General features: G+C 74.0%; 12 protein-coding genes. 7 read left to right on the forward strand and 5 right to left on the reverse strand.

Annotated features, from left to right (window positions below; translation table 11 throughout):
• From BI06_RS13285 to BI06_RS13310, 6 genes are all read left to right on the forward strand, one after another.
• The coding region (locus BI06_RS13285) for a lysylphosphatidylglycerol synthase domain-containing protein (protein WP_051740965.1) at positions 1 to 944 on the forward strand (944 nt) is incomplete at its 5' end.
• Entirely contained in the window at positions 931 to 2331 is a 1401-nt protein-coding gene (locus tag BI06_RS13290) for an aspartate aminotransferase family protein (RefSeq protein WP_030395676.1), read from the forward strand. The genes BI06_RS13285 and BI06_RS13290, both read left to right, overlap by 14 nt.
• Before the next feature lie 113 nt (positions 2332 to 2444).
• Positions 2445 to 3476 (forward strand): NAD(P)-dependent oxidoreductase, encoded by a 1032-nt coding sequence (locus BI06_RS13295; RefSeq protein WP_043469444.1) that lies wholly within the window; start codon positions 2445 to 2447, stop codon positions 3474 to 3476.
• A 13-nt stretch (positions 3477 to 3489) separates the two neighbouring features.
• Positions 3490 to 4425, forward strand: coding sequence for a UbiA prenyltransferase family protein (locus BI06_RS13300; RefSeq protein WP_030395678.1), 936 nt, complete (start codon positions 3490 to 3492; stop codon positions 4423 to 4425).
• 56 nt (positions 4426 to 4481) lie between these two features.
• Positions 4482 to 6671, forward strand: a complete 2190-nt coding sequence (locus BI06_RS50685; protein WP_158516428.1) for a glycosyltransferase — start codon at positions 4482 to 4484, stop codon at positions 6669 to 6671.
• A gap of 22 nt (positions 6672 to 6693) precedes the next feature.
• Complete coding sequence (locus BI06_RS13310; protein ID WP_051740967.1) at positions 6694 to 7629, forward strand: class I SAM-dependent methyltransferase; 936 nt, start codon at positions 6694 to 6696, stop codon at positions 7627 to 7629.
• A gap of 144 nt (positions 7630 to 7773) precedes the next feature.
• Here the strand turns inward: BI06_RS13310 and BI06_RS13315 are convergent, their stop codons facing one another.
• The 5 genes from BI06_RS13315 to bioB all read right to left on the reverse strand — a co-directional run bounded on the left by BI06_RS13315 (position 7774) and on the right by bioB (position 12970).
• Complete coding sequence (locus BI06_RS13315) at positions 7774 to 8517, reverse strand: AfsR/SARP family transcriptional regulator (RefSeq protein WP_149030370.1); 744 nt, start codon at positions 8515 to 8517, stop codon at positions 7774 to 7776.
• A 210-nt stretch (positions 8518 to 8727) separates the two neighbouring features.
• A complete protein-coding gene (locus BI06_RS13320) occupies positions 8728 to 9174 on the reverse strand; it encodes a hypothetical protein (protein WP_063764289.1) in 447 nt (148 codons plus the stop codon).
• Positions 9175 to 9366: 192 nt separating this feature from the next.
• Entirely contained in the window at positions 9367 to 10293 is a 927-nt protein-coding gene (gene bioD / locus BI06_RS13325; protein WP_233290137.1) for a dethiobiotin synthase, read from the reverse strand.
• The gene (locus BI06_RS13330) at positions 10290 to 11594 is read right to left on the reverse strand and encodes an adenosylmethionine--8-amino-7-oxononanoate transaminase (protein ID WP_030395684.1); all 1305 of its coding nucleotides are present in this window, start codon (positions 11592 to 11594) and stop codon (positions 10290 to 10292) included. The genes bioD and BI06_RS13330 overlap by 4 nt, the downstream gene beginning before the upstream one ends.
• Before the next feature lie 71 nt (positions 11595 to 11665).
• A complete protein-coding gene (gene bioB / locus BI06_RS13335) occupies positions 11666 to 12970 on the reverse strand; it encodes a biotin synthase BioB (protein ID WP_043468241.1) in 1305 nt (434 codons plus the stop codon).
• Between the two features lie 260 nt (positions 12971 to 13230).
• Between bioB and BI06_RS50690 the strand changes: the two genes are divergently transcribed.
• Positions 13231 to 14127, forward strand: coding sequence for a hypothetical protein (locus BI06_RS50690; protein ID WP_158516429.1), 897 nt, complete (start codon positions 13231 to 13233; stop codon positions 14125 to 14127).
• The last annotated feature ends 23 nt before the right edge of the window (positions 14128 to 14150 follow it).

Here is a 14150-nt window from a genome sequence, read left to right on the forward strand (position 1 = left end):
CCCTCGCCCGCGCCGACGCGGTGCCGCCGCTGCTCGCCGCGCTGGCCGCCAACGTCGGCGGCCTGGTCCTCGCCGTGCACGCCTGGCGGGTGCTGGTGCCCGCGCCGCCCGGCAGTGCCCCCGGCACGCCGGGCCCGGTCCGGGGCCTGCTCGCGGCCCGGATCTACTTCCTCGGCCAGCTGTCCAAGTACCTGCCCGGCCGGGTGTGGGGCGTGGTCACCCATGTCACCCACGGCCGCGCGGTGGGCGTGCCGGCCGCCGCGATGACCTCCGCCTATCTGCTGAGCCTCGCGCTCACCGTGCTCACCGGAGCCTGCGTCAGCCTGTTCGCCGCGCCCGCCGTCCTGCCGGGGCAGTGGTTCTGGCTGGTCCTGCCCGTCCTCGGCCTGCTCGCCTGCCTGGCCAGGCCCGCCCTGGCGACCGGGCCGGTGGTGGCGCTCGCCCGGCTGGCCCGCCGCACCGTGGAGCCGCCGCCGGACGCCGCCGTCCGCCGGGCGATCGCGCTGGCGGTCGCCGCCTGGCTGGTGTCCGGGCTGCACCTGTGGTTCCTGGCGATCGCCCTCGGTGCGCCGGCCGTGTCCTCCGCGGGGCCGGCGATCGGGGCGTTCGCGCTCGCCACCGTGGTGAGCAGCCTCGCCGTGGTCGTCCCCGACGGCTGGGGCGTGCGCGAGCTGACCATCGCCGCCGCGCTCGCGGCCGCGCTGCCCGACGGCACCGCGGCGACGGCGGCCGTCGCCAGCCGCGTGGTGTGCGTGGCCGCCGAACTCGGCAGCTCCGCCGTCGTCCTGGCGCTGGCCCGGGCCCGGCTCGGCGCCCCGGGCACCCGTACCGACGCCCCGGGCACCCGTACCGACGCCGACAGCGGCACGCTCCCCACGCCCGCCCCAGCCTCAGTCCCCGCCCCAGCCCCCACTCCGATCGGAGATTCCCGTGTACACCCTTGACGACGCCGAACGGTTCGAGGTCGGCGAGGTGCACGACCTGTACCGCCGGTACGTGAACAAGAGCCAGGTCTCGCTGATGACCTCCTTCGGCTTCGGCCGCGAGCTGGTCGCGCACGCCGAGGGCGCCCACCTCACCCTCACCGACGGCCGGCGGATCCTCGACGTCACCGGCGGCGTGGGCGTGCTCAACCACGGCCACAACCACCCCCGCATCCTCGCCGTGCGGGAGCGCTTCGCCCGCGAGCGCCGGATGGAGGTCCACAAGACCTACTTCTCGCCCTACCTCGCCGCCCTCGGCCACAACCTGGCCGAGGTGCTGCCCGGCGACCTGTCGATGTCCTTCCTCCCCAACTCCGGCGCCGAGGCGGTCGAGGGCGCCGTCAAGCTCGCCTTCAAGTACCACAACGGCAAGCGCCGGACGGTGCTGCGCGCGGACCGGGCCTTCCACGGCAAGCTCCTCGGCTCCGGCGGCCTCACCGGGCAGTCGCAGTTCGCGTTCCCCACCATCCCGGGCATCGACACCTTCACCTACAACGACCTCGCCTCCGTGCGGCGCGCCGTGGCCGCCCACCCCGGCGACGTCTACGCGATCCTGATCGAGCCGTTCAGCGCCTCCACCATCGAGGCCTGCTCGGAGGAGTTCCTGCGCGGCCTGCGCGAGCTGTGCGACCGCGAGAAGATCGTGCTGATCTTCGACGAGATCTACACCGGCTGGGGCAAGACCGGCACGCTCTTCCACTTCATGCGCTACCCGGGCCTGCTGCCGGACGTGCTCACCACCTCCAAGTCCTTCGGCGGCGGCAAGTCCTCCATCTCGGCGTTCGTCGCCCGCGAACCGGTCTTCCGCAAGGCCTACGACAACCTCGGCGACGCCCTGCTGCAGTCCACCTCGACCACCTACTACGGCTTCGGCGAGGAGTGCGCCACCGCGCTGGAGGCCGTCAACATCGCGATCGAGGACGACTACCCGGCCCGGGCCCGGGCGATCGGGGCCGTCCTCGAACCGGGCCTGCGGCGGCTCGCCAAGGAGCACCCGGACACCGTCGCCAGGGTGGACGGCGCGGGCGCCCTGTGGGGGGTCTTCATCGACGGCGGGCCGCGGATCCTCGACCTGGTCGCCAAGCTCGCGCCCGGCGGGATGGCGCGCGACCCCCGGTTCAAGACGAAGCTGGTCACCTGCGCCGTCATCAGCGCCCTCTACCAGGACCACGGCATCTTCGCCTACTACACCCTCAACGGCCGCAATCCGCTGATCATCGGGCCGTCCCTGATCACCGAACCGGCCGACGTCGAGCGGACCGTGGACGCCCTCGGCACCGTTCTCGAGGAGGGGCTCGGCCGGCTGGTCACCCGCTTCGTCAAGCAGAAGGTGGCCTCGCAGTGGTGACCCCGACCGGCCCCGACGGCCGTCCCGACGCAGGCTCCGGCACCGCCCCCGAAGCCCGCCCTACCCCGGAAGCCCGCCCTGCCCCCGAAGCCCGCCCCGGCCCCCGCCTCACCGTGGCCGTCACCGGCGCCGCCGGCATGCTCGGCTCGCGTCTCGCCGAACGCCTCACCGCCGACGGCCACCAAGTACGCGGCATCGACCTGCGCCCCGGCCCCGGCGTCGAGGTGGTCGGCGACATCCGCGACCGCACCGCCCTCGACCGCGCCCTGCACGGCGCCGACATCCTGGTCCACGCCGCCGCCGCGCTCCCCAGCTACCCGGACGAGCAGATCCGCTCCATCATCGTCGACGGCACCCGCGCCGTCTTCGCCGCCGCCCGCGCCGCCGGCACCCCGCGCGTGGTGCACATCTCCTCCACCGCCGTCTACGGCCTGCCCCGCCGGGTCCCCACCCCCGAGACCCACCCCCGCGAACCCGTCGACACCTACAGCCGCGCCAAGGCCGCCGCCGAGGAGATCGCCGAACGCCACCGCGCCGACGGCCTGTGCGTCCCGATCCTGCGGCCCAAGACCTTCGTCGGCCCCGGCCGGATGGGCCTGTTCGCGATGCTCTTCGAATGGGCCGAGGAGGGCCGCAACTTCCCCGTGCTCGGCCGGGGCGACGTCCGCACCCAGATGTTCGGCATCGACGACCTGGTGGACGCGGTGGTCACCGTCCTGCACGCCCCCGACCACCTCGCCAACGACACCTACAACCTCGCCGCCGCCGAATTCGGCACCCTGCGCGAGGACTTCCAGGCCGTCCTGGACGCCGCCGGCCACGGCAAGCACGTCGTCGGCCTGCCCGCCCGGCCCGCCCTCGCCGTCCTCAACACCCTGCAGCGCGCCCGCCTGTCGCCCGTCTACGGACGCCTGCTGCACAAGCTCACCGCCGACTCCTACGTCTCCATCGACAAGGCCCGCGACCGGCTCGGCTTCGACCCCAAGCTCTCCAACCGGGACGCCATCCTGCGCACCTACGACTGGTGGCGCACCGCCCGGCACGAGACCCCGGCCGCCCCGCGCACCGGCGGCCCCGACGCGGGCCGCACCAGCCGCGACCCGTGGAGCCAGGGACTGCTGTCCGCCGTGAAGATCTTCTTCTGAGGAGCGCTCCGCCATGACCTCCCTGAGCGAACAGAGCTCGCAGCACGAGACGGGCCGCCCCGAAGGACCGCCCGAGCCCGCCCGCCGCACCGCCGGGCCCTCCCGGCTGCCCGCACCGCTCGCCCTGCTCCGGCCCGGCCAGTGGCCCAAGAACATCCTGGTCGTCCCGCTGCCCTTGCTCGGCGCCGACCTCGCCTGGGACATGACCGCCCGGATCGCCGTCGCCGTCGGCGCCTTCGTCCTCGCCTCCTCGCTCGTCTACGTCGTCAACGACCTCGCCGACGTCGAACGCGACCGCCGCCACCCCGTCAAACGCCACCGGCCGCTCGCCTCCGGACGGGTCGCCCCGCGCACCGCCGTCGGCCTCGCGCTGCTCCTCGCCGCCCTGCTCGTGCCCGTGCTGGCCGTCGCCGGACCGGGCGTCGCCGCACCCGTCCTGCTCTACCTCGGCGTCAACGCCGCCTACAGCTGGCGGCTCAAACACCTCCCGCTGCTGGACGTGTTCGTCGTCGCCACCGGCTTCGTGCTCCGCCTGCTCGGCGGCTACGGGGCCAGCGGACGACCGCTCTCCGCCTGGCTGGTGCTCACCGTGCTCACCCTCTGCCTGGTCCTCATCGTCGGCAAACGACGCCACGAACTCGGCGTCGCCGGCAGCGGCCACCGCCCCGCGCTGGTCGGCTACTCCGCGCACTTCCTCGACCTGGTGCTGGTGCTCTGCTCCGGACTCACCGTCGTCGGCTACCTGCTGTACCTGCGCACCGAGTCCGGCTACGAGACCGGCGCGCTGCTCACCGCCCCGCTGGCCCTGTTCGCCCTGTTCCGCTACCTGCAGATCGTCGTCGTGCACGCCGAGGGCGGGAACCCCGTGCACACCCTGCTGCGCGACCGGGCCATGCTCGCCACCGCCGCGCTCTGGGTCGCCCTCCTGCTCACCTTCCAGCTCACCTGAACGAACTCACCGGAAACCCGAGCCCGTTGACCCCCCGCCGTTCCGAACGAGGAGCCATGCCCACCACACCGCTCGTCTCGGTGGTCGTGCCGATGTACAACGACAGCCGCACCGTCGACCTCTGCCTCGGCTCCGTCCTCGCCCAGAGCCACCCCGTGCACGAGGTGATCGTCGTCGACGACGCCAGCACCGACGACTCCGCCGCGCTCGCCGCCGCCCACCCCGTCACCCTGATCCGCGCCGAACGCAACGGCGGCCCCGGCGCCACCCGCAACCTCGGCGTCGAACACGCCACCGGCGACATCGTCTTCTTCCTCGACGCCGACCTCGCGATGCACCCCGACGCCGTCGCCGAAGCCGTCGCCGTCTTCGCCGAACACCCCGAGTACGGCGCCGTGTTCGGCGTCCCCGACAAGGAACCCCTGTTCCCCGAGGGCCCCGTCGGCCAGTACCGCATCCTCCAGTACCACTACTGGCGCAAGAGCGCCGAAGGACTGGTCAGCGGCGGCTTCTACGCCCTCGGCGCCGTCCGCCGCACCGCCTTCCTGGAAGCCGGGCCGTTCAATCCGGCACTGCGCCAGACCGAGGAGATCGACCACGCCGAACGGCTCGCCGCCCGCCACCCCATGCTGCTCACCTCACGCGTCCGGGGCCGGCTCTCCGACGAGAACCGGCTCCGCCCGCTGCTGCGCAAGGCCTTCGTGCGCAGCCGGCTGCGGGTGCCGTTCTACCTCGACCGCGGACGGGCGATGCAGGGCATGGAGACCCCCGGCCGGGCCCTCGCCTCGGTGCTCGCCGCACTCACCCTGCTGAGCCTGCCCCTGATCGCCTGGCAGCCCGCGGCCGCGCTCGCCACCGCCCTGCTGCTCGCCGCCTTCGTCCTCACCGACCTCGGGCAGTACCGCTTCGTCCGCCAAGAGCGCGGCTACCGCTTCCTCGCCTTCTTCACCCTCTGCCACCTCCTGCTGAACGCCGTCGTCACCGCCGGACTCGCCGCCGGGGTCGGCCGGTTCGCGGTCAGCCGGGAGTTCCGCCGGATGTACCGGCGGGACGACCCGGCCGGGGCGACCGCCGAGGCACCCGCCGACGGACCGGACGGCGGACCGACCCCCGAACCCACCCGGGCCCGCCGGGCCGCCCGACGGCTGCGCACCTGGTACGGCCGCGCCCTGGTCGGCCTCACCGGCATCTGGCTGATCTACGCCTTCTTCCGCTGGTCGGTCAGCGGACGCTGGCACTGGGCGATCCTGTTCGACGCCGTCCCGCCGGTCCTCCTCGTCGCCGTGCCGCTGTTCCTGGTGCTCGCCGCCGCGGGCGCCTGCGGCCCCCGCCGCGGCTGGGCGCTCGGACTCGCCCTGCCGCCGCTGCTGCTCGGCCTCACCACCGGCTCCGGCCTCAACTGGCCCGCCCTGTGGCACGGCGAGCGGACGGTCCCGGCCGGAGCGCTCCACGTGGTCTCCTTCAACACCCAGTACTGGGCCGCGTCCACCGGCGTCGACCGGCTCTACGACCTGATCCACCGTCAGAACGCCGATGTGTACCTGTTCCAGGAGCACGTGGTCTGGCAGCCCGGCCTCGGCGAGGACGGCTACCGCCGGCTCGACGACGACGCCCGGCTCGCCGCCGAGTTCCCCGGCTACCACATCGCCCGCACCGGGGAGCTGCTCACCATCTCCCGCTACCCGATCGTCGAGCAGCGCTCCGTCGGCACCGGCGCCGCCCTCGAGGCGGACGCCTCCTTCAGCCGGATCTTCGCCCGCGACAAGGTGATGCGCACCGACCTCCAGGTCGGCGGCACCCTGCTCAGCGTCTACAACGTGCATGTCACCGTGCCGCTGGCGCCCGACCTCGACCCGTTCTCGGGCTTCGACTTCGACTCCTACTTCAAGCGCAAGTTCGCCTGGCGCCAGGAGGAGATCCGGGGCCTGGAGACCGACCTCAAGGGCAACCCCAACCGCACGGTGATCGCCGGCGACTTCAACGCCAGTCCCGCGATGCGCGACCTGGACGGGGTCCGCTCGCTCGCGGACGACGCGATTCGCGCCAACAATGACTTCCTGCCGCTGAGTTGGAAATTCTCCGCACCGGCCGGCTTCGACTGGGACAGCGCGATCAACCGCCCCTACCCGCTCTGGCGGCTGGACTGGAGCTTCACCCGCGGCCCGGTGAAGGTCCACCGCTACGACTTCCGGTCCGCCGAGGGCATCTCCGAACACCGGCTGCAGGACCTCTGGCTCTCGCTCTGAACCCCCCCCGAAAGGACACGACATGGTGCTCAAGGATCTGCGGACCGCCGTCCGTACCGCCTCCGGCGTCGAACTGCTGGAGCGCCTGCCCGCGCTGCGCCGGCCGGTGGACTGGCTCGGCGAGCGACCGGTGCTGCACGGCCTCACCCTGTGGGCGTTCGGGCTGCGCAAGCCGCTGTTCTGGGACCACGTGGTCACTCCCGAGCCGCGCGCCGAACTCACCGAGGTGCGAGAGCTGTTGGAGAAGAACCGGGATCGCTACGCGGAACGCCTGGCCGGCTTCGTGGAGTTGGGCGACACGCTGGGCGGCATCCCGCTGCGGGGCACCGCGGCCGGCTCCACGCCCTACTGGAACAACGGCTGGCTGCCGCCGCTGGACGCACTGTCGCTGTACGGGTTCCTGGCCCAGCTGCGGCCCGCCCGCTACCTGGAGATCGGCTCCGGCAACTCCACCAAGTTCGCCCGCCGGGCCGTCGAGGACCTCGGGCTGAGCACCCGGATCACCTCGATCGACCCGGCCCCGCGCGCCACCGTGGACCGTCTCTGCGACGAGGTGGTCCGCACCCCGCTCCAGCACGCCGACCTCGCGGTGTTCCGCGAGCTGGAGCCGGGCGACATCGTCTTCTTCGACGGGTCGCACCGGCTCCACATGGGCTCGGACGTCGCGGTGTTCTTCTTCGAGGTGCTGCCGGTGCTCAAGCCGGGGGTGATCGTCCACGTGCACGACATCATGCTCCCGGCGGACTACCCGAGCTCGTGGCGCTGGCGGCACTACTCCGAGCAGTACCTGCTGGCGGCGCTGCTGACGGCCGCGCCGGGGCGGTTCGACGTCGAGCTGCCGGACGCCTTCGTGCACGCCGACCCAAAGCTGCGGCGGATCGCCGAGCCGCTCTGGCGCAGGCTCGGGGTCACCGAGCACTACGAGCCGGGGTCGTTCTGGTGGCGGCACACCGGCTGAGCCGTACCGGCCGAGGCGCATCGGCTGGGACGCACCCGGCCGAGCCGCACCGGCCGGCCCGGCCCGGGCGGGTGGCCCGGGGGACCGGGAGCGGCCGGCGCGGCCAGCGTGGACCGGCCGGGTCCGGGAGGCCCGACGGACGGCTCAGCGGGCCGGGCAGGCGCCGTTGAGGATGTCCTGCTCCAGCGTCCGCAGCTCCGGCCCCGGCTCCAGGCCCAGCTCCTCGACCAGCTGGGCGCGCAGGGTGCGGTAGACGCCGAGCGCCTCCACGGTCCGCCCGGAGCTGTGCAGGGCCTGCATCAGCAGGGCGTGCAGATGCTCGCGGAACGGATGCGCGGAGACCAGTTCGAGCAGCTCGCCGACCAGGTCCCCGGAGCGGCCGAGGGCCAGTTCCAGGCGCACCCGCTCCTCGACCGCGCGCAGCCGGTTCTCCTCCAGCCGGCGGGCCCAGGACTCCAGCGCCGGGCAGTCCAGGCCCGCCATGGCGGGCCCGGTCCACCGGGCGAGGGCCTGCCGCAGGACGGCGGCGGCCTCGGGGAGGTGGCCGGCGGCGGCCCGCATCCGGGCGCGGGCGACCTCCTCGTTGAACAGCGTGGCGTCCAGCTCACCGGGCCCGAGTCGGAGCCGGTAGCCGTTCGGATGGGTCTCGATCACCGGTGGCGCGCCCGCGTCGGCGAACACGCGGCGCAGCTGCGAGACGCAGATCCGGATCTGCGTCCGGGCGCTGGCCGGTGGGGCGGCGCCCCACAGGTTGTCCACCAGCCGGTCCAGCGGGACGACCCAGTTGGGTGTCAGGGCGAGGGTCGCCAGCAGGAGTTGGCTGCGTCGTCCCCCGAGTGGTACCGGCCTTCCGTCGACGTCGACCTGGAGTGGTCCCAGGATATGCACCAGCACAATACGGCCCCCGTTCGTCGCTCTCACCTGCGCCGAAATGGCGCCGCGGAAGCGGAGAAGACTCCGCCGTCCGGGCGCCGGATGGCAGCATGGTATAGACCTTTGAGGGTGTCAAGGGCACTTCAAGGCCGCCTGATGGCCGGATCGGACCCCGGTTCGGGCGCCCGCCTCCGCCGTCCGGGAACCCTCGTGACTGACGAACCGTCAGGAACTGTCGCTCAGCGCGTAGGTGCGGAAAGTGGCGAGCAGGGGCAGCACATCGGTCTTGCTCGGCTCCTCGGTGACGGCCCGCATGGCGTCGATCACCGCGTGCGCGATCACCTTGACCACGCCCAGGTCGTCCCCGGCCGTCTCGCCCCAGGCGCGCAGCGTCCGGGTGAGCAGGGCGCTCATCCGGGCGCCGATGTTGGAGCTCACCGCGTCGGTGAGTTCGGCGAGTTCCTCGTCGGTCATGCTCGACCGCAGGCCGAAGGCCAGCGCCATCAGCGTGTCGACGGCGTGCTCGCCGTAGCGCGCGACCAGCGCGGCGAGCGGCTGCTCGGTCGGCCCCCCGGCGGCCAGCGCGGCCAGGGCCTCGTCGTCGTCCTTCCAAGCCGCTTCGAGCGCGGCCAGGGCCCGCAGGGCCTCGTCCACCATCAGGCCATCCGTCATGCGGAGAACCGTATTGAGCGTCCGGGGGCCGGGGGCGGGGTCGGGCCGCGATCTCACCCGATCGAGCGAAAACGGTGCGGTTCCGCCACCGGGGGCGCAGGGGGCGTGGCGGTGCGCGGTGGTGGGCGGCGGTGCGTGCCCGGCCGCCCCCCGGTGACCGTCCCCGGTTCGGTCGGTCCCCGGCCCCCGGGTTCAGCCGGCCCCGTGCTCGGCGGTGAAGGCGGCGGCGTCCCAACTGCCGTGCAGCGCGGGCGCGAGCGCGGCGACCGCGAGCGCGGTGAAGTCCGCCGCCCGGCCCGCCCGTTCGGGCAGCGCGCCGAGCAGCGGCGCACCGGCGGCCGCCCGCGGCAGGTCGGCGAGGTTGCAGCGGTCGGCCAGCCCGGGGGAGTCCGGCCAGGCGCCGACCACCACGCCGAGCAGCGGCAGACCGCGCGCGGCCAGCGCCTCGGCCGTGAGCGCGGTGGTGTTCAGCGTGCCGAGACCGGCCGTCGCCACCAGCAGCACCTCGGCGGGCAGGCCGAGTTCACGCACCGCCCGGGCCTGGTCGGCCAGCGTCCGGCCCTGCTCGTCGTAGCGCACCAGCAGCCCGCCGGCGCCCTCGACCAGCACCAGGTCGTGCCGCTCGGCCAGGGCCGCGACCTCCTTCGCCACGTCCTCGGGCGCCAGGCACGGCAGGCCGGACCGGCGGGCCGCCGTGTCGGGCGCCAAGGGCTCGGGGTAGCGGGCGAGTTCGCGCAGGGTGAGGGCGTCCGGGGCCGGGGCCGCGGGCCCGGCCAGCCGGCGGACCTCCTCGGCGTCGCCCGGCTCCTCGGGGGCGACCCCGGTCTGGCCGGGCTTGAGCACCGCGACCCGCAGACCGGCCCGCAGGGCGCTCGCCGTGACGGCCGCCGTGGTGACGGTCTTGCCGACCTCGGTGCCGGTCCCGGTGACGAAGACGACGCGTCCGCGCGTGGTGCCGTCCGTGCCAGTGCCAGTGCCGGTGCCGATGCCCGTGTTCGTTCCAGTGCCAGGGCCGCTGCCCGCGTTCCCGCTCATGTCCCCGTCCGTGCCCATGCCCATACCCATGTTCTCGTTGCCGTTGCCGTTCCTGTCCGTCGTGTTCCCGGCCGCGGCGCTCATCCGGCGGCGGCCGCCGCGGTGACGGCCCGGGCGATCCGCGCCACGTCCTCGTCGCCGGTGATGTACGGCGGCATGGTGTAGACGAGGTCCCGGAACGGGCGCAGCCAGACGCCCTCGCGCGCGGCCGCCTCGGTCGCCGCCGCCATGTCCACCGGGTGGTCCAACTGCACGACGCCGATCGCGCCGAGCACCCGGACGTCCTTGACGCCCGGCAGCGCGGCGGCGTCCGCCAGGCCCGCGGCCAGCCCGGTGCCGATCCGCTTCACCTCGGTCGCCCAGTCCTGCCCGAGCAGCAGGTCGATCGAGGCGTTGGCGACCGCCGCCGCCAGCGGGTTGCCCATGAACGTCGGCCCGTGCGCCAGCACCGGCATCGCGCCGCGGCTGATGCCGTCCGCGATCTCCGCGGTGCACAGGGTGGCCGCCATGGTGAGGTAGCCACCCGTCAGCGCCTTGCCGAGGCACATCACGTCCGGGGCGACGCCCGCGTGGTCGGCGGCGAACAGCTCGCCGCTGCGGCCGAAGCCGGTGGCGATCTCGTCGAAGACGAGCAACACCCCGTGCCGGTCGCACAGTTCGCGCAGCATCCGGAGGTAGGCGGGGGAGTGGAAGCGCATCCCGCCGGCGCCCTGCACCACCGGTTCCACGATCACCGCCGCCAGTTCGCCCGCGTGGCGCTCCACCAGCTCCTCGAAGGCCCGGGCGTACGCGTCGTCGATCGGGGCGTCGAAGCCGGCCGGCGGCTCGTCCACGAACAGCTGCTGGGGCAGTACCCCGCCCCAGAGCTGGTGCATGCCGCCCTCCGGGTCGCACACCGACATCGGGTGGAAGGTGTCCCCGTGGTAGCCGCCGCGCCAGGTGAGCAGCCGCCGCTTCTCCGGCCGGCCCACGGACTGCCAGTACTGCAGACACATCTTCATCGCGACCTCGACGGCCACCGAGCCCGAGTCGGCGAGGAACACGTGCCGCAGCGGCTCCGGGGTGATCTCCACCAGGGTGGCCGCCAGCCGGACGGCGGGCTCGTGGGTGAGCCCGCCGAACATGACGTGGCTCATCCGCCCCAACTGCCCGCGCACCGCCTCGTCCAGCACCGGGTGCCCGTACCCGTGGATCGCCGCCCACCAGGACGACATGCCGTCGACCAGCTCGCGCCGCCCGCCCGCGACCGGTGCGGCCAGCCGCAGCCGGACGCCGGAGGCGGACTCCACCACGTACGGGGTGGCGGTGCCGGGCATCGGCCCGTACGGGTGCCAGACGTGCGCCCGGTCGAGCGCGAGCAGGGTGTCGGTGGACAGCTGGGTCATGAGGGGAGCACTTTCCGAGGGGTGCGGTCGGGGCCCGGCCGGACCGGGCCCCGGACGGGCGGGGCGGGGCGTCAGGCGTTGGGCGCCAGCTCGGTGCCGGCGCCGCGGCGGCGGACCCGCACCAGGTCGGTGCGCACCTCGTCGGCGGCCCTGTCGGCGTTCTTGTCGTCGGTCGCGCCGACGGTCGCCGCCGGCACCGCGTGCCCGTGGCCGCCGCAGGGGCCGCAGCCGCCGCCCGTGCCGCAGCCACCGCCGACAGCGGCGTCCGCGCTCTCGCTCTCGCCCTCGCCGGACACGGCGCCCGTGCCGCAGCCACCGCCCGCGGAGCCACTGCCGCAACCGCCGGTGGCCGCCGCCGCCGCCGCGATGTCCGCCCGGTGCCGGGGCAGGGTGCTCTCGCCCATGCCCTCGACCTCGAAGCCGGCGTCCGCGATCATGTCGAGGTCGGTCTGCCCGGCCTGGCCCTCGCTGGTCAGGTAGTCGCCCAGGAAGATGGAGTTGGCGAGGTGCAGGCCCAGCGGCTGCATGCTGCGCAGGTGCACCTCGCGGCCGCCGGCGATCCGCACCTCGGTGTCCGGGTTCACGAACCGCACCATGGCGAGGATCCGCAGGCAGCGCTGCGGCGAGAGGTTCCACTCCTTCGCCAGCGGCGTGCCCTCGAACGGGATCAGGAAGTTCACCGGCACCGAGTCGGAGCCCAGCTCGCGCAGCGCGAAGACCACGTCCACCAGGTCCTCGTCGCTCTCGCCCATGCCCGCGATCAGGCCCGAGCAGGCCGACAGGCCCGCGCCGTGCGCCTTCTGCACGGTGTCCACCCGGTCCGCGTAGGTGTGGGTGGTGGTGATGTCGCCGTAGGTGCCCTCGGAGGTGTTCAGGTTGTGGTTGTAGGCGTCGACACCGGCCGCCTTCAGCCGCTCCGCCTGGTTGTCGGAGAGCAGACCGAGGCAGGCGCAGATCTCCACCGCCGGGTCGGCGTCCTTGATGGCCGCGACGGTGTCGGTCACCCGGTCGATGTCACGGTCCGTCGGACCGCGGCCGCTCGCCACCAGGCAGACCCGCTTGGCGCCGCCCGACACGCCGGCCTTCGCCGCCTCGGCGGCCTGGTCCGGCTTGAGCCAGGTGTACTTCAGGATCTCGGCCTTGGAGCCCAGCCGCTGCGAACAGTAGGAGCAGTCCTCCGGGCACAGCCCGCTCTTCAGGTTCACCAGGTAGTTGAGCTTGACCCGGCGGCCGAACCACCGCCGGCGCACCCGCCCGGCGGCCGCGACCACGTCGAGCAGCTCGTCGTCAGTGGTGGCGAGGACGGCGAGCGCCTCCTCGCGGGTGGGGGTCTCCCCACGCAGGCCCTTGGCGGTGAGGGTATCGAGCAGATCCATGCGCCTGATCCTGCCTGCTGGGCCGCGACGGACGCCAGAGGAAACCCACCAGAAGATCCCGGGGAGGATGTGCGAGTTGTCACAGTGTCGAAGCTCACGGTAGTGGTGCCGGTCACGTCGCCGGCGAGGGCCCCGGCGAGGGCCCCCGGCGAGCCTCCTGCGGACCGTCCCGACGGCTGCCCGGCCGCCTCTCCCACCGCCCCGGCCGCCGCCCCGCCCCCGTGATCTCCACCACTCGTGACCTGCATACAATCGGCCGCATGACCACGCAGGGGGAGCGCGCCCCGTCATCGGCAGAATCACCGGCGGAGCGGCCGGCGTACGACGTGTCCGAACAGCCGGGCGGGGCCCACCGGCCCAGACGCGTGACCGCCCGACGGGTCGTCGGCTGGATCACCGTCGTCGGCGTGGTCGCGGCCGGCGGCTGGATCGTCACCCGCCCCACGCCCGGCGACTACATACCCGGGCTGGGCCCCTCCAGCAAGGAGGCGTCCAAGACCCCGCCGATCGTCGGCGACCCGCCGCAGCGCACCGTCGTCGACCCCGAGGCCCTCGACGTGGAGGCCTACTTCCCCGCCCAGCGGATCGTGGAGTCCGGCTCCTACAAGGGCAAGCGCTCCGGCGTGCGGCGCGGCGACAACTGCACCGAGGTGCTCCAGGACCGCACCCTGGACCTGCTGCGCGAGGCCGGCTGCAAGGGCTACCTCGCGGTCAGCTTCACCGCCCAGGACCGGCCGGTGCTGAGCAGCGTCACCCTGCTGCGCTTCACCGACGCCGCGGTCGCGGCCCGCGCCGCCGAGGCGCTGCGCGCCAAGTCCGGCTCGGTCGCCTTCATCCTCCCGGACGCCTCCGCCGCGCCGGCGCTGGCTGCCGGAGCGGCCCGGCCCGCCATCGAGCCGCGGGTCGAACTCGTCGGCCACTACGTGACGGTGGCCAGTTCGCGGCCCGCCGAGATGTACCCCGGCGGCGTGGCCGCCCCCGCGGCCACCCCCGTCGTCCCCGGTGCCGGCACCGCCTCGCCCACCGTCGGCGCGTCCGTCCCCCCGGCGAGTCCGCTGCCGGTGCCCTCGGCGAGCACCCCCGGCCTCGACCAGCAGCTCGACGAGGCCACCCGGGCCGTCTCGCACAGCGCGGGCGCGCCGTTCGTCTGGATGTAGCGGCACGGACCGGACGGGGGAGG

Source organism: Kitasatospora sp. MBT66 (assembly GCF_000710405.2).
Lineage (GTDB): Bacteria > Actinomycetota > Actinomycetes > Streptomycetales > Streptomycetaceae > Kitasatospora > Kitasatospora purpeofusca.